Genomic DNA, 22,725 nt, shown 5'->3' on the forward strand with positions numbered 1-22,725 from the left:
GATTAGTTTCTACTTTGAAAATAGAATTTGAATCAAATTTTTTCTGTCCGAAAATCCGGAAAAAATAAAAATCAAATTTAGCAATTTAAAGTTTCTTAATGAAGCAATAAAGAAACTTTTATTTTCTGTTTACATCATAGCAAAAAAAACTCCGCAATTGCTTGCGGAGTCGTTTTGGTTTATTTTAAATATTTTTTAGTCAAAAAATTTAATCGCATTATCGTAAATTCTGTCGGCTGTAAAAACTTTAAATTTTATTAAGGTCAATCTACTCAATACAACTTAAATCAAAAAATTTTATTTATAAAATTATTATAGACTGATTGTAAGCGGCAATCTGAATTGACTTCTGACAGGTCTTCCGTGAATGTTGGCCGGAGTCCATTTATTTTTAACTTTAGCAACACTCTCTATAATCATGTCATCAAATTCTTTCAATCCTGATGATTCCTCAAGTTTTATATCACTCATTTCACCATCTGTATTAATAATGAATTTCACATGAATCCTAACTGTACTTTTAAAATTAAACTTCGACAGGTCAACGCTTTTCGCCACTTTTTTTCTGAAGTTATTGATTCCGCCTTCATATTCAGTTATTTTATAGTCCTTTGCAGGGTCATAACCTTCCGGTAATTCTTTAAAAAGCTCATCGGGAATAATCCAAAAACTGGTTTGAGAGGCCACTTTCTGCCCGTCAACTTCAGCCGGCTTCCAACCTTTCAAATGTTTTGCAACCTCTCTCGAAAGATCGTGAGTACATTTGTTTTTTTCCAGAGCCTCTTCATTTTCTTCCTTTACATATTTTATCGTACTATCCGGATAAACAACCAATTTAAAAGAATACATTTCATTTTTATCCTCACAGGGTTTCAGATTTTTTTCTGTTAAAACTCTATGAAAATCCTTGTAAAACTGTATGTTTCCACCCTCATAATCTTCCTGATCTTTTGGATATTTTTCTAAAATCTGTGCATTAAAAAAGCCACCGGTCAAAACAAAAAACAACACTATTTTTTTCATCTGTATTTTTTCCAAATTTAAAAAAAATCAAATTTTAAATTTTGGTGTTTTACTATTTAACAGAATTATAATATTTCAATCTGATTTCTCAGCAAATCTTCAAACTCATCTCTCTTTCTGATCAAATGCGCTTTCCCGTCTAAGAAAAGAACTTCAGCTGGCTTTAATCTTGAATTAAAGTTTGAACTCATCTCAAAACCATAGGCTCCTGCATTGTGGAAAGCCAAAATATCGCCTTCTCTTACTTCATTCAGTTTTCTGTCCCAGGCGAAAGTATCCGTTTCACAAATATTACCTACAACCGTATAAATTCTCTCCGCACCTTTAGGGTTTGATAAATTTTCAATCTGATGATAAGAATCGTAGAACATCGGACGAATTAAATGATTAAATCCAGAATTTACACCTACAAAAACTGTCGCAGTTGTTTGTTTAATGACATTGGCTTTTACTAAAAGATATCCACTTTTTCCAACTAAAAACTTTCCGGGTTCAAACCAAAGCTCGAATTTCTTTCCAGTAGATTTTGAAAATTCCGCAATTACTTTTTCTACTTTTTTACCCAAAGTTTTCACATCCGTCTCTTCCTCGCTGTCCTGATAAGGGATTTTGAAACCGCTTCCCATATCGAGATATTTCAGATTCGGGAAATGTTCGGATAACTCATGCATAATATCAAGAGCCTGAAGAAAAACATCGGGATCTTTAATTTCGCTTCCCGTGTGCATGTGAAGCCCTTCCACATTTAGATTCGTAGACTTCATCACACGTTCTATGTGACGAACCTGATGAATTGAAATACCGAATTTAGAATCGATGTGACCAGTAGAAATTTTATAGTTCCCACCAGCAAAAATATGCGGATTGATTCTTACTAAAATAGGATATGTATTTCCGTATTTGTTGCCGAACTGCTCAAGAATAGAGATATTATCGATGTTGATGTGAACTCCGAAAGTCATCGCTTCCTCTATTTCAGCCAGGTCAACACAGTTGGGAGTGAATAGAATTTTTTCTTTTGGGAAGCCCGCTTTCAGACCTAATTTAACCTCATTGATGGAAACGCAATCCAGAGACGCACCGAGGTTTTTGACGTATTTCAGAATATTGATGTTGGTCAGCGCTTTGGCTGCGTAGAAAAACTTAGTGTGTTTCAAAAAAGAAGATGTCAGTTTTTCGTACTGTATTTTTATGGATTCTGCATCGTAAACGTACACCGGTGTGCCAAATTCATTGGCGATTTTCAATAATTCTTTTGAGGTCATATTTTAAAATTTTACATAAAAAAAGACAGATTCTTCGAAAAGAGTCTGCCGCAATATTATTTTTTATGCAACGCAACTCTTAGGTATTCCAAACCTTTGAAAACTTTACAGCTCCCTTTTTTCCGGTTTGTTTTTGTTTAAAATTCTGCATTGCTATTTTTATTCTGGTGCAAAAATACTATTTATTTTGAGAAATTAAAGTTGAATCTTCTTTAATGCTGATAAAATTATATTTGAACCTCTGATTTTTCCTCTATTTCGGTAAAGGCAAGGTTTCAAAATCACCTCTGAGCAAAGCAATCTGAAGATCATTGATTAAATCTGATGACTGAAAACATGTCTCTATTTTTAACTTTGATAATTTACTTAAAGTCTGGATTTGCGTAAAAAGTTCGTAGAATCCATAAGAAGTCACTTTCCCATTTTCGATGATGATGAAAAGTTTTTCACCTAATTTTCTGCCTGCTCCCAGCCAAAGCTCATTTCTTTTTTTAAATTCAATGGTATTCTGGAGAATTTCTGCAAATTCAAATTCGGGTTTTGTGGCTAAAAATTTAATCGCTTTTGCGCCCTGAGTATAGGATTTAAATTTAATGATGGGCTTTTCGGTTTTATTCAGTTTTGTTTTTTCAACTAAATACTGATTATTTCTGAAATACAATCCATACGGGAAAATATCTCTTTTTCTGATATTCTTGGAATTCAGAATCAGCTTTGCGATAATATCATTTCCGGTCAGTTCAAAGTGAATCTGCTCAACAGCATTTTGGATGGGTTCCCATTTTTTAGATTTGGAATTAAAAATCTTTTTCGAAAATTTGTTGATATCTTGAGCGTGCTCCGAAAAAATAATTTTCCCGTTATCATCCTGAAAATAAACAAATCCTTTCTCATTGGGTAAATCCTGAGTCAGCAACTTGATTTTGTTGATATAATTCTTGGCATTAGTTTCCTCATGCTGTTTCTGAATTATTTCATTTTCTGTATCCTTTGAAATCAACAGTTTGAAGAGTTCTAAAGTTGCCCTCGCATCGCCGTCAGCTCTGTGCGCATTCGCCAAAGGAATTCCCAAAGACTTTACCAGTTTTTGTAAGGAATAACTTACTTCATCCGGAATGAGTTTTTTAGCCAAAGGAATGGTATCTAAAGTGTTGATTTTGAAATCATAACCCAACCTTTGAAACGACTGGCGAAGCATTCTGTAATCAAAATCAATATTGTGACCGACCAAAGTTGTTCCTTCTGTAATTTCAACCACTCTTTTTGCCAGTTCATGGAATTTTGGAGCGGTTTTGACCATTTTAGGGCTGATGTTGGTTAGTTTTTGCACAAAAGGCGTGATGTCGCTTTCGGGATTGACCAGCGAAATAAACTGGTCCACAATTTTGTGACCGTCATATTTATATATGGCGATATCGATAATGCATTCTTTCCTGAACCCTGCACCATTGCTTTCTATATCTATAATCGAATACATTATAATTATTATCTAAATTAAAATAAAAGCCGAGCTTTTGAAACCATAATATTTAAAACATTAAGAAAATTAAATTTGTAAGTTTTCTTTAGAGGAAATGTAAACATTTCTTAAGCATTCCGCTTACATTTGTCTGTAAATTCTTAATAATTCTTCATCTTCTTGAAAAGATCTTAATGGTTAAAAATTCATTTAACTGTATTTTAAATCTTGGCTAATCTGCTAAAATAATAAAATTAATCAGAAAGACTAATCTGCGTCGTTATCTTCTGCGTTTTCCCAGTCCCAGCATTCCTAAAATCGCTTTGGCACCTTCACGCATCAAAGTGTTGGCAAATGTTCTTCCTGCACTGCTTTTCAGAACCTGCTCAAACATTCCAGGTTCTTCTTTTACAGGTTTTGTTTTTTGAGTTGGAGCTGAATTTTCAACCGCCTGCTCCATTCTTTTTACTAAAATTTCATACGCAGACTCACTGTCGATTGGTTTTTCATATTTTGAAACCAGTGCTGATCTGGAAGTTAAGTCAGAAACTTCAGCATCATTCAGAACATCCATTCTTGACTCAGGAGAAATGAGATATGTGTGAACCAGAGGCGTTGGAATTCCTTTTTCGTCCAATGCAGTGACAAAAGCTTCACCAATTCCTAAGTTTTGAATTAATTCAGAAGCATTGTAAAATTCCGTTGTAGGATAGTTTTCAACGGCTTTTGAAATTTCCTTTTTATCTTTTGCAGTAAATCCTCTTAAAGCGTGCTGTATTTTCAAACCCAATTGCGAAAGCACATTTTCAGGAACGTCGCCCGGAATCTGAGTAATAAAATAAATTCCAACTCCTTTTGAACGGATCAGTTTTACCATCGTTTCAATTTGTGAAACTAAAGCTTTGGAGGATTCATCAAAAATTAAATGTGCTTCATCAATGAACAATACCAATTTCGGTTTTCCGCTGTCGCCTTCTTCAGGGAAAGTCATATAAATTTCAGCAAAAAGCGAAAGCATAAATGTGGAGAAAAGCTGTGGCTTATTCTGAATATCAGCCACCCTTAAAATATTGACAACGCCTTTTCCATCGCGAGTTTCAAGTAAGTCGTGAACATCAAAACTTAATTCCCCAAAGAAATCTGCGGCACCCTGTTGTTCCAATGCAACAATTGATCTTAAAATAGCTCCTAAAGATGCTGAAGCGATTGAACCGTAATTCGCCGACAATTCAGCCTTGCCTTGCGGATTGTCGGTTACATATTGTAAAACTTTTTTTAAATCATTTAAATCAATCAAAGGCAAACCTTTGTCGTCGCAGTATTTGAAAACAATCGACATGATGCTTTGTTGGGTGTCATTCAGTTCCAAAATTTTACTTAATAAAACAGGACCAAATTCAGTAACAGTTGCTCTCAATTTCACACCTTTTCCACCGGAAATGCTCATCAATTCGACTGGAAACGCCTGCGGATTGTACGGAAGTTGAGTTTTTGCATAACGATCTTCAATGATAGAATTCATCTGCCCCGATTCTGCAATTCCCGAAAAATCTCCTTTAATATCTAAAACCAAAGAAGGAATTCCTGCGTGGGAAAGTTGTTCGGCGAAAACCTGAAGTGTTTTTGTTTTTCCGGTTCCGGTGGCTCCGGCAATAAGACCATGACGGTTAATGGTTTTTAAAGGAATCGTGACGTTGACTTCTGTGACAACATCACCATCCAGCATTCCTTTTCCTAAAATTATATGTTCTCCTTTTGGAGTGTATCTTCTTGAAAGTTCGTCAATAAATTTTGTTTTGTCTGCCATTTGATTTTTTTAACATCTAAAGGTAATTATTTTTGCAAAAACAGCAGTTTCAATTTTATGAATTTCTTAAAAATCTAAATTTAAAATGACTATTGTGAAATATGATATAAAACAGTCTACAAATTTTATCTACTTCTATATTGTGCTTAATGTCTGGAATTTAGCAAGTTCCACACAAATTGAAAATATTAAAATTTTACAATTGAAAGAAACTATCATTCACAGTTATCATTTCTTTATAATTAATTCATTACTTTGTAGCTTCATAATTATATTAAATCGGAATCAATGAAAATTGAACAAATATATACAGGTTGCCTCGCTCAGGGCGCATATTACATCGTATCAGAAAACGAAGCTGCAATTATAGACCCGCTGAGAGAAGTTAAACCTTACCTTGACCGCCTTGAAAAAGACAACGTCACCTTAAAATATATATTTGAAACTCATTTTCACGCAGATTTTGTCTCCGGACATTTGGATTTAAGCAAAAAAACAGACGCGCCAATTGTGTACGGACCCACTGCAGAACCGGATTTTGAAGCCATTATTGCTGAAGACAACCAGATTTTCGAAGTAGGAAAAATCAAAATAAAGGCTCTTCACACGCCTGGTCACACGATGGAAAGTACAACTTACCTTCTGATCGATGAAAACGGTGTTGAAACTGCTATTTTCACAGGAGACACCTTATTTTTAGGAGATGTGGGCCGCCCCGATCTGGCTCAGAAAGCAGGAACGATGACTCAGGAAGATCTTGCCGGAATTTTATACGAAAGCTTACACAGCAAAATTTTGCCTTTAGATGACAGCATTACCGTTTATCCTGCTCACGGCGCGGGTTCGGCCTGCGGTAAAAATATGCAGAAAGAAACAGTTGATATTCTTGGAAATCAAAGAAAAACCAATTATGCGCTGAATCAGCCTGATAAAGAGTCTTTTATTAAAGAAGTTCTTGATGGATTAACGGCTCCACCAAAATATTTCGGGATGAACGTCGCCATGAACAAAGGTGGTTACGAAAGTCTTGATGATGTGATGACCAAAGGTTTAAACCCCGTTTCAGTGGAAGATTTTGAAAGTTTTGCAGAAGAAACCGGAGCTTTGATTTTAGATACACGCGGACCCGCAGATTTTCATAAAGGGTTTATTCCCAACTCTGTCAATATCGGTTTAAAAGGAGATTTTGCACCTTGGGTTGGAAGTTTGATTGTTGATGTAAAGCATCCTTTGCTTTTGGTAGCCGATGAGGGAACCGAAGAGGAAGTAATCACAAGACTGAGCAGAGTTGGTTTTGATAATGTTTTGGGATATTTAGAAGGAGGTTTCAGTTCATGGAGAAATTCCACAAAGGAGATTGATGAAGTGAAAAGGATTACTCCAGCTGAATTTGTAGAACAGTTTAATGAAAATTCAAAAATCATTGATGTAAGAAAAATCGGTGAATATTCTGCCGAACATATTGACAACGCTTACAGCAGACCTTTAGATACAATCAGCGACTGGGTTTCAACGGTTGATGATTCTGAACATTTCTTTTTACACTGTGCCGGAGGTTACCGCAGCATGATTGCTGCAAGCATCCTCAACTCTCACGGAATCAGAAACTTTACTGAAATTGAAGGTGGTTTCAACGGCATTAAAAAAACAGAAAAACTACCGGTTTCGGATTTTGTCTGTCAGTCTAAAACGCTCTAAATGAAAATCTTTTTATTTGGAATTATTCTCGTTGCATTCTTCTCACTGAATGCATGCAAAACTGCGTCCGTACCGCAAACAAATGCTAAAACTGATATTCTTGAGCTGGTGAGAGATTCAGAAACCGTTCTGGTTGATGTTCGGATTCCGGAACAGTATGCTGAAGGAACAGCAGACAAAGCTATCAATATTCCATTAGTAGAAATTCAGAACAAAGCAGAATCTTTGAAAGGTAAAAAGGTGGTCGTTTTCTGCAATAAAGGAATTCAGGCAGATGACGCAGTGGAAATCTTAAAAAAGAACGGCATTGAGGTGTATGATGGCAAGACTTTAGATAATATCAAAGCCATTCAGAATTTAAAGTAAAACATTTAATGAAATTGTTATGTCACAAAAATTTCAGGAACTCATAGAATCAGAAAGACCCGTACTCATCGATTTTTTCGCAACATGGTGTCAGCCTTGTAAAGTGCAGTCATCGGTTTTAACGACTGTGAAAGAAAAAGTGGGAGAAGGCGCAAGAATTGTAAAAATTGATGTAGACCAATATCCTGCAATCGCCTCCCAATACGGCGTGCGTGGTGTTCCGACTTTGGCGGTTTTCAAAAAAGGAGAATTGCTGTATAAAGAAAGCGGTGTGCATGACGTGAACCGTCTGACTCAGCTTTTGGAGCAGTATATTTAAACTTTGTGCTTTTTCAAAGTTTTTTTTTAGAGTAACTTTAACAATGTTTGTCATCCCGTAGGGATCTAAGCTATTTTTTAGAAATAGAATAAAAGATTCCCGTCTGGATCCCTACGGGATGACAAAACTCAGCCAGTCAACAGTCTATTTAATATCAATCGAAAAAGAATCACGATCATTCAAAAACTGAAAATGATTTCTAAAATCTTTCAATTCATCTAAATTTAAATCTGCGGTTATCAAATTTCCCTTTTTTTCCGCAACTTCTTTCCCATCTGCGAAAAAACAGTGCGAACTTTCCTGATAGAAAAGACCATTTCCGTCGGTACCGATTCGGTTTAAACCGAAAACATAAGATAAATTTTCTATTGCTCGGGCTTTGAGTAAATGCTCCCACGCTCCTACTCTCTTTTCAGGCCAGTTGGCAACGTATAATATTGCATCATAATCATTATTATTTCTGGCAAATACAGGAAATCTTAAATCATAGCAAACCTGCAGCAGAAAACGGATTCCAAGATATTCCACTATCACTCTTTCACTTCCGGAAGTGTAAATTTTATCTTCTCCGGAAAACGAGAACAGATGTCTTTTATCATAAAAAGACACTTCGCCATCCGGCTTTACAAAATACATTCTGTTGAAAAATTTGCCATCCACTTCCACAGAAGCACTTCCGGCAAAGGCAGAATTTTTCTCCTGAGATATTTTCTTTAAAAAAGTTAAAGATTCTTCATTTTTATCGGAAACTTCGGCTGCATCCATACAAAAGCCTGTTGAAAACATTTCAGGTAAAAGGAAGAGATCCGCTTCCTGATCTTGAAGTTGATTTTCAATTAATGCAAAGTTTTCATTTTTATTTTTCCAGACGATATTCTGATTTAGTCCTGTAATTTTCATGAGCAGTCAATTAAGTTCTTAAAATTACGGTTTTCAATTCTAAACAAGCCTAACTTTAATAAATAATGCATGGATAGCCATATCCGAATATCTGCTATTGAGTACGAAAATCACTTCATTAATTTAAACAGTAGTCCTAGCTTATACAAATCTAGATAACGAAGACTTTTGTTGCCATGTAAAAGTTTTTTCTCCAGAAAGTTTTTAGAAATTTTAAAAAAGAAAACAATAAAAATATTGAGAGGAAAAAAATTTAATTTTCCAAATGCTTTTACAAGTTTAATATCTGATATTCTGTCTTTTACAGCATTGTTTTTCAACATGGCAGAAACGCTTGCTACAGATTCTTTGACTTTTTCTAAATATACCTCGTTGGTTTCAACATCATTGTTCAAAACCGGATTTTCAATGTGATGAATGATGATATTTTCAGATTTTAAATCCATGGCAAAAAGCAGGTCTTCATAACCGTAATTGCTGTAAGAAACATTGAAAGGAATTTTATATAAAACGTTCTGTCTGATCACAAAATTATTGGTCTGAAAACTTAAATAAGGATGAGATTTTCTTTCCCCGACCGAAAGATTTTCCCTTTCTACAGCAAATTTCCAGCGTAAAAGATGTTTCTGATCAGGAATTTCTGCGGGAACTTTTCTTCCGCCATACAAAACGTCGGTGAGAGGATTTTTTGAAAGAAAATTAATGTAATTTTTCAGAAAATTTTCCTGAATTAGTTTCCCGTCACAATCTAAAAAAAGAAGATATTCTCCCTGAGCATAATTCAAAAAAAGATTCCTGATTTTTGACCTTCCCAAATTTTTATCAAGTGAAAGAAATACACTTGCAACATCTTGAATTTCAGAATTTAAACTACAAGATTTCCAGTCTGAAAAATCATCAATTAAAATAATTTCAGCAGAGAGATTTTGGCTTTCGATTTCCTTTTTCAGTCCGTAAACCAATTCACGAACATCAAAATTATAAACAGGAATACAGACCGAAAGTTTTATCATTATTTTTAAATCTTTTCAACGACCCGCATTACTTCAAGCTCTTCAAGACATGCCCAGTCACCACGGTAACATTCTTTGTCCCCAAAAACAGAGCACGGGCGGCAAGATAAATCTGAAACCCGTACAACATCATTTTCACTTTGCCCGAATCCTAAAAAACCGGCTAAAGGATCTGTAGATCCCCAAACTGAAATACATCGGGTTCCTACAACGCTCGCCAGATGCATGTTGGCAGAATCCATCGAAATCATCAGCTCGAGTTGGGATATCTTTTTTAATTCTTCTGAAAGACTCAGTTTTCCGGCAAGACTTTCCGTGTTGGGAATCTGACTTTCCCAGGATTGTAAAGTTTCAGTTTCCTTTGAACCTCCTCCAAAGAAGTAAATTTTGTGTTTTTTGGCAAGAATTTTTACCAGCTCAAAAGATTTTTCAAGAGGCATCATTTTTCCCTGATGCTGAGCAAACGGAGCAAATCCTATTCCTTTTTTGTCATTGGTTAAAGGTCTTAACTGATGCGAAAGTTCCAAACTGAAACCCATTGCCCTGAAAACATCGGCGTATCTTTCAACGGTGCGTCTAAGCTGTTTTTTATTGAGATTCCAGACGTCTGTAAGTTCTTCTTTTTCCTCCTTGCCTTTATCTATTTTAAAGACTTTCAGGCCTCGTCGTTTGTAGATTTTATCGAGAATTTTCGTGCGGATTACATCATGCAGGTTAGCAACAAAATCAGGTTGGAACTCTTTCTGAAGTTCATTTGCCAAACGTCTCAATCCGAAGAAACCTTTGTAATCATCAAGGTCAACCCCTTTGAATTTAACATTTTGAATATCAGTGAACAAACCCTCAAAATTACTTCTTGAAACCATTACAATTTCAACATCAGGATTCTGCTCAAGAAATTCTCTGAAAACAGGAACCGTCATGGCAACATCCCCAAAAGCGGAAAAACGGTATGCTAAAATTCTGGTCACAACTAAGATTTCAACTGATAAGCTACTGCGTAAAATTTAATCTGTTTTGTCATTGCCATCAAACCATTGGCTCTGGATGGCGACAGAAATTCCTGAAGCCCGATTTCTGAAATAAATTCAAAATCTGAATCTAAAATTTCTTTTGTGGAATGACCGCTGTAAATACTTACCAGAAGAGAAACGATTCCTTTCGGCAAAATCCCGTCTGAATCGGCATTGAAGAACAGTTTTCCATCTTTAAATTCGGCATCAATCCACACTTTGCTCTGGCAGCCTTTAATGATATTGTCGTCAGTTTTTTTATCGTCAGGAAGACCTTTCAGTTCCTTCCCGAGGTCGATGATGTATTCATATTTTTGCTCCCAATCGTCCAGAAAAGCAAATTCATCAATAATCTCCTGCTGTTTTTCTTTAATGGTCATTTCTATACTTTCTTTGTGCAAAGATACAAAATTTAGAAACGAAGCGCGTTTTCAACAACATTTAACAGTTTGATTTCTTCCCTTTCCCAACAAAGAATGTCCGAGGCTTTGCTCAATTCAGAAAGATAATTATTTCTTCCTCTATTCAATACTTTTGTAATGGCAGCTGCAATATTTTCAGGATGATGATCTTCGATAATTTCTCCCACATCAAATTGATTTTTAACATTTTTCATTTCCGGTAAATCCGCCATTATTAAAGGAACCCTTGCCTGAATGCAATCTAAAACTTTGTTGGGAAGCGAATAAAAATAACTTTCGCCGCCATTTTCTTCAATACTCATTCCGCAATCAGCTACCAAAGTGATTTTCCTGAGATCATCGGGATGAAGTTTACCTAAAAACTGTACTTTGCGTTGAAGGTTTTCTCTAATTACCAGTTCTTCATATTCCTTTTTTCGTGGTCCGTCGCCTGCAATTTTAAAAATTACATTCTCCAAATGATGCATTGCCAAAATAGCTTTATCGATCCCCCGAAACGGATTGATTGCCCCCTGATACAAAAGAATTTTTGGATTGTTTTCCGGAATTTCGATATTAAAACTGATTTTCCGGGGTGCATTTTGCAGAACAACGGGGCTGACTTCGTATTTTTTGCTGAACCAATTGGCATAACTTCCGCTGGCCGTTATCATAAATCTGACGTTCGGAACTAATTTTTTTTCTAAAAACCGCCAAAGTTTTTGAGACATTTTACCCTGAATTGCAGGCATTTCAGAGAATATTTCATGACTGTCAAAGATAAGCGGAATATTTAATTTTTTTGAAATCAAATAATTGGGAAGCAAGGCATCAAGATCATTGGCATACAAAACAGTGTTATTATCTGCTTTTTGCTTTAAAAGACGGTAGAGTTGCCAGTTAAATTCAAAATAAGCCGTTTTCAAACTTTTTGAAATAAGGAAAATTCTGACAAAAGGATACGGTCTTGCCATTTCTTCGGCACCGTTCCAGTCATTCCCAATAAGTTCAATATCGTAGTCATTTTCGTGTAATGTTTTGCAGACTTTTTCAATCCGCTGATCAGTATAAAGATTGCTGAAAGCAGAAATAATAATTTTTCTTTTCATTTTAATTTCTTCTTCCCGATAATCAAATAATAAACCTGGACGAGGCAGATAATGGCATTGGGAATAATTACAGGCCACAACATTCCGCTGAAGATTCCGTAGGTCACAAAACAGATGCAGCCTACAAGATTTACAATTCTGATTTTGGTGAGATCTTTGAGAATAAAACTTAAGACAATGAAGAAAGACGCGGCATAGCCTATATACGATGCAAATTCCTGGCTCATGAAAATATTTAAACGAACACAAACTTAGTCATTTTCAATAAGATAAAAAACAAATTTCTGCCATAAAGTCAGAGATTGTTTTTTGGTAAAATATTTGTAACTTAGATATTGAATAAATGGCAATGGTGCATTTATTCTAACGAGTTATATTATGGATTACAAGTTTTCACAAGGTTTGAGCCAGGTGTTCAAACAAAGCAAGAGCGAAGCAAGAAGGCTGAAAAGTGAATTTCTTAATACAGAACATCTCCTTTTGGGAATACTAAAAACAGAAAACTCTGCCAAAGAAATTCTTACAAACCTTAATGTGGATCTAACACAGATAAGAAGAAAAATTGAAACTTTAAATATTGCAGGCATTAACCCTATTTCAGAGGAAGTTCCGAATATTTCTTTTACTAAAATGGCAGATCATGCGGTAAAGCGTGCCGAGCTGGAATGCAGACAATATAAAAGCAACGAGATCAACACCGTTCATTTACTTCTGGGTATTCTTTATAAATATGAAGATCCTACTTCCAATATTTTAGGAGCCTATGATGTAGATTACGAAGGTGTTTCTAAAGAATATCAGACGATGCTTAAAAATTCAGGTCAGGCTCCACAGATGAGTGCTTATGACGATGATGATGAGAGAGAAGATTTTGAGCAGATGAGAAAACCTACAGGAAACCTTGGTTCTGCGAAAAGCAAAACTCCTACTTTAGATAATTTTGGAAGAGACTTAACTTCATTGGCAAGAGACGGGAAATTAGATCCTGTAATCGGGCGTGAAAAAGAGATAGAAAGAGTTTCCCAGATTTTATCAAGAAGAAAAAAGAACAATCCTCTTCTGATTGGTGAGCCTGGAGTTGGTAAATCAGCCATCGCAGAAGGTTTGGCTTTAAGAATTCAACAGAAAAAAGTTTCAAGAGTATTATACGGAAAACGTGTTATTACTTTAGACTTGGCGAGTTTAGTTGCCGGAACAAAATATCGTGGTCAGTTTGAAGAGAGAATGAAAGCAATCATGACTGAACTTGAGAAAAACAGAGATGTGATTTTATTCATTGATGAGCTTCACACTATTGTTGGCGCAGGTAGTTCAACAGGAAGTCTGGATGCTTCAAATATGTTTAAACCTGCTTTGGCAAGGGGCGAAATTCAATGTATCGGGGCAACGACCCTTGACGAATACCGTCAGTATATTGAGAAAGATGGTGCTTTGGAAAGAAGGTTCCAGAAAGTAATGGTGGAACCAACTTCGATTGAAGAAACTGTTCAGATTCTGAATCAGATTAAAGATAAATACGAAGAACATCACAACGTAGTTTACACCGATGAAGCAATTCTTGCGTGTGTAAATCTTACGTCAAGATACATTACCGACCGTTTTTTACCGGATAAAGCGATTGATGCAATGGACGAGGCGGGATCCCGTGTTTATATTAAAAACATGAAAGTTCCAACCGAAATTATCGATTTTGAAAAGAAAATTGAAGACATTAAGGAATTAAAACAAAAAGCAGTGAAAGCTCAGGATTATCTTGAAGCCAGAAAACTGAAGGATGAGGAAGAAAGACTTCAGATGGAGCTAAACTCTGCTCAGGATCAGTGGGATAAAGATGTTAAGGAGAAAAAAGAAACCGTTTCTGAAGAAAATGTTGCAGAAGTAGTATCTATGATGAGCGGCGTTCCTGTGACGAAAGTTGGTAAGAATGAGCTTGATAAACTGGCCCAGATGGATGGTCAGCTAAACGGAAAAGTAATCGGTCAGGAAGACGCTGTGAAGAAGGTTGTAAAAGCAATTCAGAGAAACAGAGCAGGACTGAAAGATCCAAACCGTCCGATTGGTACATTCATTTTCCTTGGTACAACCGGTGTTGGTAAAACAGAGCTTGCAAAAGTAATGGCAAGAGAACTATTCGAATCTGATGAATCTTTGATCAGAATCGACATGAGTGAATACATGGAGAAGTTTGCAGTTTCAAGATTGGTAGGTGCGCCTCCGGGATACGTTGGATACGAAGAAGGCGGACAATTAACGGAAGCGGTAAGAAGAAAACCTTATGCCGTTGTTCTTTTGGATGAGATTGAAAAAGCTCACCCTGATGTATTCAATATTTTACTTCAGATTTTAGATGAAGGCCACGTAACGGACAGTTTAGGAAGAAAAGTCGATTTTAGAAATACGATTATTATCCTAACTTCAAACATAGGAACGAGAGATCTTAAAGATTTTGGAGATGGTGTAGGTTTCGGAACGAATGCAAAGAAAACCAACACAGATTCAAGAGCAAGAAGTACAATTGAAAGCGCATTGAAAAAGGCATTTTCTCCGGAATTCCTGAACAGAATTGATGATATTGTGATCTTCAACTCTTTAGAAAAAGAAGATATCAAGAGAATTATTGATCTTGAATTAGGCAAACTTTACGGAAGATTAGAAAAATTAGGCTACAAAGTAGAATTAACTACAGAAGCCAAAGATTTCATCTCTGAAAAAGGCTGGGACAAAGACTTCGGTGCTAGACCTCTGAAAAGAGCTATTCAGAAATATATTGAAGATTTACTTGCAGAGATGCTCGTAAACAAGCAGTTATCTGAAGGTGAAACTGTAGTCTTGGACCTCAACGAAGCCAAAGACGGCTTAGCCGGAAAAACTTCAAAATCTAAAAAAGAGAAATCTTCTCAACCTTAAGATTTATAAAATAACAGACAGAATCCGTCTCACAACAAAATTTGAGGCGGATTTTTTATTTCAGTAAAATGTATATTATTTTGGAAAATAGAAAAAGTTGTCCTCTTTAGGCAACTTTCTTTCTTAGATTGTGTGCTAAAGCGTGTAAACCGAACTCCAATTCTACTTTTTTCAGACCTTTGAGGGTAAACCGCTTAAAATTATTGCAATGTTTGAGATGTGCAAACACAGGTTCTACTTCAACCGAGCGTTGTTTTCTTTTTTTAATGCCTTTTTCACTGTTTAAAAGCTTTCGTATTTTCTCTTTGTAATCTTCCAAATGATGGTTCCGTTCGATGCTTCGGTTTTCTTTGGAACTGTGGCAAACGCCTCTAATTGGGCATCCATAGCAGTTTTTAGCCTGATAATGGGAGAGCTTTTGAGGATAACCGGTCTTGGTTTTGCGCGTGCTTTCGTGCGTTTTTTCCATCTTTTGTCCCATCGGACAGATATAAAAATCGCCTTCCCCGTTGTAATGCAGATTTTCTTTGCTGAAAGTCTTGTGTTTCGCCTGATAATGGGCATTCTGCTCTTTGTCGAAAGTATTGTATTTTACAAATGGTGTAATATTGTTCTGTTCCAATAATTCGTAGTTCTGCTCGCTTCCGTACCCCGCATCGGCAGTGAGTTCTTCCAACTCTTCCATTCTTTTTTTACCAAACAATTTCTCAAAATTTTCCAAATGACGCTCCAAAGTATTGATATCATTGGTTTGCTGATGGATGGTATAATTGACGATGATTTGATTCTCTGTGGAAATCTGTGCATTATAAGCCGGTTTGAGCTGTCCATTCATCATGTGATCGTCCTTCATTCTCATGAAAGTAGCATCTTCATCGGTCTTGCTGTAGGAATTCCGCTCTGCTAAAATAGCTTCCTGAGCTTCGTATTTATCGAGGTTTTTCTCAAAATTGTTTTTAATGTAATTCAGTTTGGCTTTGGCTTTTTTGTCGGAATCGGTTTTACCCCCGCTGCCTTTTAATTTGGCATTGATATTTTCTGCCGTTTGCCGGATTTTTTCTTTGCTGATCTCTTTGAACTCCGGCGGTTCAGGGTCTTTATCTTCTTCCTTTGCCACACTTTGAGCGTATTTCCAGAGCTCTTCCAGTTGACGAAGCATTTTTTCTTTGTTGGTTTTGATGGAATTTGCCCAGACAAAAGTGTAGCGACCCGCCTGTGCTTCAATTTTGGTTCCGTCTACAAACACCTGTTTCAGGCTCACCAAACCTTCTTCTGCCAAAAGCAAAACCACCTGGGAGAAAATATTTTTGAAGGCGGCTTCAAGTTTATGGGCACGAAAACGGTTCACGGTATTGTGATCTACAATACTCATGTTGGAGAGCCACATGAAGTTGATGTTTTCACGAAGCGCTTTTTCGATTTTCCGCGATGAATAAATATTGTTCATATACGCAAAAACCATCACCTTGAGCATCATCACAGGGTGATAACTGGGATTTCCTTCTTTACTGTAAGCTTTCAGGAGCGGGTCAATGTTTACCTTCTCCAAAATATCATTAACGATCCGAACAGGATGATTTTCGGGAATCAAATCCTCAAAACTATAAGGAAACAAAACCAACTGATTTTGATTATAATGCTTAAAATTCATAAACAACTATCTGATTATCAGATATAAATATACGAAATCCTGCAATAATTACCAAAAAAAACCGCCTCAGTTGTGAGACGGATTCTTTTATTTCACGGCATCACCACTGAAATGAATTTCTTATTTTTGTGAAACAGGAACCTTTATGAAAAAAATAATTCTGATTGAAGACGAAACCAGCGTAGTTTCTTTTATTAAAAAAGGACTTCAGGAAAACGGATACGAAATTTCAGTAGCTTTCGACGGGCTTACGGGAGCTAAACTCGTAAAGGAAAACGACTTCGATCTGGTGATTTTAGACATTATGCTTCCTGAAATGAACGGATTGGAAGTGTGCAAGGAAATCAGAAAAACAAATACTCATGTTCCGATTTTATTTTTAACGGCATTGGGAACTTCTGAGAATATCGTTCTCGGTTTGGAAAGTGGCGGAGACGATTATTTGGTGAAACCTTTTAAATTTATCGAACTTGTTGCAAGAGTAAAATCTCTGTTGAGACGAAGCAACGGCAGCGCATCATCCGATTCAGATGATGAAGACGTTCAGAGCGGACATATTTACCAGTTTTCAGATTTAAGTTTAAATGATTACACCAAAAAAGTGACACGGGCAGGCGAGGAAGTTTCGCTTACTTCCACAGAGTTTAAGTTGCTTCTGTATTTTCTGAATAATCCGGAAAAAGTAATTTCCCGTGCAGAAATTCTTGATGCAGTCTGGGGCGTGAATTATGAAATGGGAACCAATGTGGTGGATGTTTACGTAAATTACCTGCGGAAAAAAGTAGACACTCATGAAGATAACAAACTGATTCATACCGTAATTGGAATGGGATATGTACTAAAAAAGGCTTAGAAAATGTTTAACCGGGTAATTAACAATCAGACTAAAACGATGATTCTGCTGATGGTCGTTTTCGCCACCATCATTTTGCTGTTTGGCGGTTTGGTTTATTATTCGATTGTTAATTTCTCGCATCAGAGATTTTATGAACTTTTAAAAATCAGAACCACAACCATTGTTCAGATTGAAAAGAGCAAAAAACAGCTGGATCTTCCCGAAAACCATATTCTCAACAGCCTGAATGACGAAGAACTTCCCATGGAAAGAGATTATGTTTTTTCTGTTCCGGAGGATTCAAATTTTAAAAAAATATCTTCCGAGGTACACATTCCAGACAGTTTTTTTAAGAATATTATCAGAAAAGGAGAAGCGAATTACAATGATAACGAGTTTTATTATATCGGGCAGAGTTTTAAATACAACAACAAAAGTTATATCGCAATTGCCTCAGCCAAAAACCATTACGTTGTTTATTATTTAGGATTTCTGAAGCGTACTTTGATTACCTGTATGGTTCTCTCCCTGTTTTTCAGCATGATTTTTTCGTTTTATCTTTCTAAAACTTTATTTAAACCGATTTTAAAAATCACAGGAAAAGTAAAAGAAATCAGCTCAGAAAATTTACATTTAAGACTCGAACCTCAAGCCGGAAACAAAGAACTGAACGAACTTGTAGACACTTTCAACACGATGCTCACACGGCTCGAAACATCTTTTGAAACTCAGAATCACCTTATCGGAAATGTCTCTCACGAGCTCAGAACGCCGCTCACCTCGATTATGGGAGAGGCAGATGTGGCTTTATCAATCAACCGCAGTGCTCAGGAATACAAGGAAACTTTAGAAATTATTCTCGACGAAGCAGAAAAATTAGACAAGAAAATTAAGGCTCTTCTTCTCATTGCCCAAACCGGATTTGACGGTAAAATTCAGAAAATAGACAGAGTTCGGATCGACCAGCTGATCTGGGACGCCATAGAAACCATCAGAAAAATAGATTCCCGAAATAATATTTATCTGGACATCAGCATGCTTCCGGACAACCCGAAAAAACTTAAAATCCTTGGGAACGAGCAGCTGCTGCATCTTGCAGTGACCAATATTATCAACAACGGCTGCAAATATTCAGATTTTCAGCAGGTGAAAGTTTCTTTAGGTGCTACAGACACAGACGTTTACATCATCATCAAAGACAGCGGAATCGGTATTCCCGAATCTGAAATGCATAAAATCTATGATCCGTTTTTCCGTGCTTCGAATACCAAAAATTACGAAGGTTATGGCATTGGTTTACCTCTGGCAAGGAATATTGTAAGAATGCACAATGGTGAACTGATTGTAAGTTCGTTCGAAAATCAGGGAACAACGGTTCAGCTTAGATTTCCAACGTTGTACAATACATTAAAGAACGAAGAAACACAGATTTGACTGCCATTTCTAATATTCTAATCTCATTTTAATCCTTTTAACTACATTTTAATTCCTTTCCAAAAGGCTTTTAATATTGTGATCATAGTTTTGTAGAGTAAAAAAAGTTTCACTAACCAAATCTACAGATTATGAGCACAACGATTTTAATAGCCACAGATTTTTCGCTTGAGTCTTTAAATGTAATGAAGAAAGTTTTGAGAGAAAAAAGTTCTTCAAATAGTGGCGGGCAGTACAAAATTTTACTGGTGTCAGGTTATGATGCCGGAGATTCAATCAGAGATTTATTATTCAGCAATAAAGGCAAAATTTTCAGCAAAATCAGGTCTGCGGAATTTTGCGAAGCTTTAAGCATCATTAAAAATAAATATCCGGATATGGTAACCAAAATTACCTGCGATATTTTTACAGGATATTTTCAGAGAACATTTGATCAGTATCTCAAAGTTTCTGATGTGCAGGAAGCGTATTACTCTGATTCTTTAAAAGAAATCAATCACAGCGGAAAATTTGATATTGTACCTTTTCTGAGAAAGACAAATATACTTGAAGCTCAGGAAATAAAGGTTGTCACTCCGGATTTCATGCCTGAAAAAGGAAAGATTGCAGAAGTCTTTGCAGAAGTTTAAGATGAAGGTTTAATTATTAAAGAATTAAAAAATGTTAAGGAATTACAGCAGCAGCCGAACGCTCAAGGAAAACATACAGTTAGGGACGCTGACTGCCTTCGTGGCAGGAACCATAAACATTGCCTCACTGTTGATATTTCTCTCGTTTACTTCAAACGTGACCGGTCATTACGCTGTTTTTGCAGCAGAAATAAGTAAAGGAAACTGGTCTCAGGTTTTGGTAGCCGGACTTTGGATTTTCATGTTCTTCTTCGGAAGTTTTGTTTCCAATCTTTCGGTGATAAACCTTCACAAAAAGAGCAAATATCTGGCACATTCCATCCCACTGATTCTGGAAATTATATGTTTAATGGCGGTAGGAATTTACGGACAGCTGTATTATCAGAAAACACTCGAGGAAGCGGAAGTTTTAGTGGGAATCATGCTTTTCGCCACAGGTCTGCAGAATGGCTTAACGGCGAGTATCTCCAACTTCTCTGTAAAAACCACTCACCTTACGGGTACAACCACAGATTTGGGAATTCTCACTTCAATGTTTACTCAGAAAAGATTCAGAAAAAATCCCGAAATGGTGGCTAAGGCCAAACTACTTTGGAGCATTATGGCAGCATATGTGGTGGGAGCAGTATTTTCAGGATTAACCTATTACATTCTGGAATTCAGAGTGTTTTATGTCATCAGCGCCTGTCTTTCTGTGGTGATTGGATATGATTTTTATAAGATTAATATCAGACACTTCAGAACCAACTACAGATATTCAAAAATCTACAAAAGTCCTAATCTGATGTCTGTTTTGTATGATAGATTACACGGCAGCGCAGCAGTGGAGAAACCTATAAAAAGAAAAGAAAAGTCTAAACTTATTCTTGAAGAAAAATTGATGTAAATATTTTCAAAAGCACATTAATTGTATATACTTAGTTTGGAACTCCTGCACCTTTTTTGGGCAGGAGTTTTTTTTTCAACTATACAAATTACCCGTCAAGGTCATTTATGAGCAGTATTTTTTGTCTGAAAAAAGTTTTAAACATTTATTGTTGATATTTAAATCTTTAATTCATAGTCTGTTTTTTTCTGTTGTAATTTGCTTTGAGTATTTTTGTAAGTTCATTACGCATATATGTCAGATATTATTCAGCTTTTACCGGATCACGTAGCCAATCAGATTGCAGCAGGAGAAGTCGTGCAGCGGCCTGCCTCCATTGTAAAAGAGCTGCTGGAAAATTCTATTGATGCAGGTGCTTCAAAAATAGAGCTCATCATCCGTGAAGCGGGAAAAAATTTGATTCAGGTGGTTGATGATGGTAAAGGAATGTCTGAAACCGATGCCCGAATGGCTTTTGAAAGACACGCCACATCAAAAATCCGTGGTACCGAAGATATTTTTAAAATTGCGACCAAAGGTTTTCGTGGTGAAGCTTTAGCATCCATTGCGGCTGTAGCACAGGTCGAACTGAAAACCAGGTTGAAGGACGCTGCTTTGGGAACCAACATCTACATCGAAGGCGGAACATTTCAGTTTCAGGAACCGACTCAGACTGCCGAAGGTTCTAATTTTTCGGTTAAAAATCTTTTCTATAACGTTCCCGCCAGAAGAAAGTTTCTTAAAAACAACAATATAGAATTCCGTCATGTGATTGATGAGTTCCAAAGAGTTGCACTGGCTCATGAAAATCTTGAATTTTCCTTTTTTCAGGATGATGAAGCGATTTTCAGATTGAGAAAAGGAAGCCAGATGCAGAGAATCGTGGATATTTTCGGCAGAAAACTGCAACCACAGTTGATTCCTATCAAAGAAGATATTATCTGGTGTAAACTTCATGGTTTTGTAGCTAAACCTGAAGGGGCAAAAAAGACCAGAGGCGAACAGTTTCTCTTCGTCAACGGAAGGTTTTTTAAAAGTGCTTACTTCAACAAAGCTGTTCAGGAGGCTTTTGACGGACTCCTACTGCCTGGATTTATCCCAACATTTTTTCTTTATCTTGAAATCGATCCTGAGAAAATTGATGTCAATATTCATCCACAAAAAACCGAGGTCAAATTTGAAGATGAACATCTGATTTTCGCTTTGATGAGGTCAACTATTAAGAGATCTTTAGGAATTTACAACATTGCTCCAAGTCTGGATTTTGAAAGAGATCCACACCTTGATCAGATGATGCAGAAAAGTTTTCCGAGTAAAGGAAATGTTTCCGTGAAAATGCCCGAAATAACGGTAGACCGCGATTACAATCCATTTGCTGAAGAAAAGCAGGTGACTAAGGCGGAAATGCAGAATTTGGCAGAAATGTACCATCAGAATATCTCTGCAGAACCATCAAAAATTAATCTTTTTGAAGACGAAGATTTCGATGAAGATCTGATGAGGCTTCCCAACGGATACTGGCTTTTCAATAAAGGCGACAGAACCCTGATGCTTGATTTGGGCAGAATGCACCGGTTGGTGGTTTCAGAAAATACTAAATCTGAAAGAAAAATAAACTCTGCAAGCCATACTCTATTGTTCTCTTTGGAATATCACATGAATGAAATCGAGAAGAATAAATACCGATCGATAAAAAAATATCTGCCGGAACTTGGTTTTGACATGAAAATTGCACACGAAAGTGTTTTAAGAATAGACAGCGTGCCGGAAGGCTTAAAAGAAACTCAGGTAATGAAATTTCTGGAGAATCTTTTTGAAGTACTGGAATACAAAACCGAGGAAGAATTTATGCAGTTTTACCAGAACCAATGGTCTAAAATGCAGTCTAAATCGCGTTTTGATTTTATTTACAAAAAAGATGCGGAACAGCTTGTCAAAGATTTCACCGCATTGGGCTTCCCAGAGTATTTACCGAATGGAAAACGTTGTTTTTTTGAAGTGCCATTTAATGATTTTAAAAATAAATTTTAA

Annotated in this window: 20 protein-coding genes; 9 read left to right on the top strand and 11 right to left on the bottom strand. The window is 36.4% G+C overall.

Features of this window, described 5'->3' with window-relative positions; genetic code table 11:
* Positions 1 to 312: 312 nt before the first annotated feature.
* The 4 genes from NG809_RS09195 to NG809_RS09210 all read right to left on the bottom strand — a co-directional run bounded on the left by NG809_RS09195 (position 313) and on the right by NG809_RS09210 (position 5,554).
* Positions 313 to 1,023, bottom strand: coding sequence for an energy transducer TonB (locus NG809_RS09195; protein WP_262149979.1), 711 nt, complete (start codon positions 1,021 to 1,023; stop codon positions 313 to 315).
* A 65-nt stretch (positions 1,024 to 1,088) separates the two neighbouring features.
* On the bottom strand, positions 1,089 to 2,288 hold the full coding sequence (gene lysA, locus NG809_RS09200; RefSeq protein WP_262149981.1) for a diaminopimelate decarboxylase: 1,200 nt from the start codon (positions 2,286 to 2,288) through the stop codon (positions 1,089 to 1,091).
* Between the two features lie 253 nt (positions 2,289 to 2,541).
* The gene (locus NG809_RS09205) at positions 2,542 to 3,765 is read right to left on the bottom strand and encodes a 3'-5' exonuclease (protein ID WP_262149983.1); all 1,224 of its coding nucleotides are present in this window, start codon (positions 3,763 to 3,765) and stop codon (positions 2,542 to 2,544) included.
* 262 nt (positions 3,766 to 4,027) lie between these two features.
* The gene (locus NG809_RS09210; protein WP_262149984.1) at positions 4,028 to 5,554 is read right to left on the bottom strand and encodes a DUF853 domain-containing protein; all 1,527 of its coding nucleotides are present in this window, start codon (positions 5,552 to 5,554) and stop codon (positions 4,028 to 4,030) included.
* A gap of 288 nt (positions 5,555 to 5,842) precedes the next feature.
* On the opposite strand from NG809_RS09210, the gene NG809_RS09215 reads away from it, so the two are divergent.
* The 3 genes from NG809_RS09215 to NG809_RS09225 are packed head-to-tail and all read left to right on the top strand — an operon-like array spanning position 5,843 to position 7,937.
* A complete protein-coding gene (locus NG809_RS09215; protein ID WP_262149986.1) occupies positions 5,843 to 7,252 on the top strand; it encodes an MBL fold metallo-hydrolase in 1,410 nt (469 codons plus the stop codon).
* Entirely contained in the window at positions 7,253 to 7,618 is a 366-nt protein-coding gene (locus tag NG809_RS09220; RefSeq protein WP_262149988.1) for a rhodanese-like domain-containing protein, read from the top strand.
* Between the two features lie 19 nt (positions 7,619 to 7,637).
* Positions 7,638 to 7,937 carry a thioredoxin family protein gene (locus NG809_RS09225; protein WP_056027470.1) on the top strand — a complete coding sequence of 100 codons (300 nt, stop codon included), beginning with the start codon at positions 7,638 to 7,640 and terminating at the stop codon, positions 7,935 to 7,937.
* Between the two features lie 144 nt (positions 7,938 to 8,081).
* On the opposite strand, the gene NG809_RS09230 is transcribed toward NG809_RS09225, so the two are convergent.
* From NG809_RS09230 to NG809_RS09255, 6 genes are all read right to left on the bottom strand, one after another.
* A complete protein-coding gene (locus tag NG809_RS09230) occupies positions 8,082 to 8,837 on the bottom strand; it encodes an amidohydrolase (protein WP_262149992.1) in 756 nt (251 codons plus the stop codon).
* Between the two features lie 110 nt (positions 8,838 to 8,947).
* Positions 8,948 to 9,850: a glycosyltransferase family 2 protein gene (locus NG809_RS09235; RefSeq protein ID WP_262149994.1), complete on the bottom strand. Its 903-nt coding sequence runs from the start codon at positions 9,848 to 9,850 to the stop codon at positions 8,948 to 8,950.
* A gap of 5 nt (positions 9,851 to 9,855) precedes the next feature.
* Complete coding sequence (locus tag NG809_RS09240) at positions 9,856 to 10,821, bottom strand: glycosyltransferase family 9 protein (protein WP_262149996.1); 966 nt, start codon at positions 10,819 to 10,821, stop codon at positions 9,856 to 9,858.
* Positions 10,822 to 10,823: 2 nt separating this feature from the next.
* Positions 10,824 to 11,243 carry a SufE family protein gene (locus NG809_RS09245; protein ID WP_262152568.1) on the bottom strand — a complete coding sequence of 140 codons (420 nt, stop codon included), beginning with the start codon at positions 11,241 to 11,243 and terminating at the stop codon, positions 10,824 to 10,826.
* Between the two features lie 32 nt (positions 11,244 to 11,275).
* Complete coding sequence (locus tag NG809_RS09250; protein ID WP_262149998.1) at positions 11,276 to 12,373, bottom strand: glycosyltransferase; 1,098 nt, start codon at positions 12,371 to 12,373, stop codon at positions 11,276 to 11,278.
* Complete coding sequence (locus NG809_RS09255; RefSeq protein WP_262149999.1) at positions 12,370 to 12,600, bottom strand: uroporphyrinogen decarboxylase; 231 nt, start codon at positions 12,598 to 12,600, stop codon at positions 12,370 to 12,372. Before NG809_RS09255 ends, NG809_RS09250 begins: the two co-directional genes overlap by 4 nt.
* A gap of 151 nt (positions 12,601 to 12,751) precedes the next feature.
* On the opposite strand from NG809_RS09255, the gene NG809_RS09260 reads away from it, so the two are divergent.
* Positions 12,752 to 15,280, top strand: coding sequence for an ATP-dependent Clp protease ATP-binding subunit (locus tag NG809_RS09260; protein ID WP_262150001.1), 2,529 nt, complete (start codon positions 12,752 to 12,754; stop codon positions 15,278 to 15,280).
* Between the two features lie 106 nt (positions 15,281 to 15,386).
* Here the strand turns inward: NG809_RS09260 and NG809_RS09265 are convergent, their stop codons facing one another.
* Positions 15,387 to 16,931, bottom strand: a complete 1,545-nt coding sequence (locus tag NG809_RS09265) for an IS1182 family transposase (RefSeq protein WP_262147575.1) — start codon at positions 16,929 to 16,931, stop codon at positions 15,387 to 15,389.
* A gap of 145 nt (positions 16,932 to 17,076) precedes the next feature.
* Between NG809_RS09265 and NG809_RS09270 the strand changes: the two genes are divergently transcribed.
* The 5 genes from NG809_RS09270 (at position 17,077) to mutL (ending at position 22,725) form a co-directional block, all read left to right on the top strand.
* Entirely contained in the window at positions 17,077 to 17,784 is a 708-nt protein-coding gene (locus NG809_RS09270; RefSeq protein ID WP_262150003.1) for a response regulator transcription factor, read from the top strand.
* Positions 17,785 to 17,787: 3 nt separating this feature from the next.
* Complete coding sequence (locus NG809_RS09275; protein ID WP_262150004.1) at positions 17,788 to 19,200, top strand: sensor histidine kinase; 1,413 nt, start codon at positions 17,788 to 17,790, stop codon at positions 19,198 to 19,200.
* A 131-nt stretch (positions 19,201 to 19,331) separates the two neighbouring features.
* Complete coding sequence (locus NG809_RS09280) at positions 19,332 to 19,829, top strand: hypothetical protein (RefSeq protein ID WP_262150005.1); 498 nt, start codon at positions 19,332 to 19,334, stop codon at positions 19,827 to 19,829.
* A gap of 31 nt (positions 19,830 to 19,860) precedes the next feature.
* Positions 19,861 to 20,715, top strand: a complete 855-nt coding sequence (locus NG809_RS09285; RefSeq protein WP_262150007.1) for a YoaK family protein — start codon at positions 19,861 to 19,863, stop codon at positions 20,713 to 20,715.
* A gap of 234 nt (positions 20,716 to 20,949) precedes the next feature.
* Positions 20,950 to 22,725: a DNA mismatch repair endonuclease MutL gene (gene mutL, locus NG809_RS09290; protein ID WP_262150009.1), complete on the top strand. Its 1,776-nt coding sequence runs from the start codon at positions 20,950 to 20,952 to the stop codon at positions 22,723 to 22,725.

The sequence above is a fragment of the Chryseobacterium foetidum genome (genome assembly GCF_025457425.1).
GTDB lineage: Bacteria > Bacteroidota > Bacteroidia > Flavobacteriales > Weeksellaceae > Chryseobacterium > Chryseobacterium foetidum.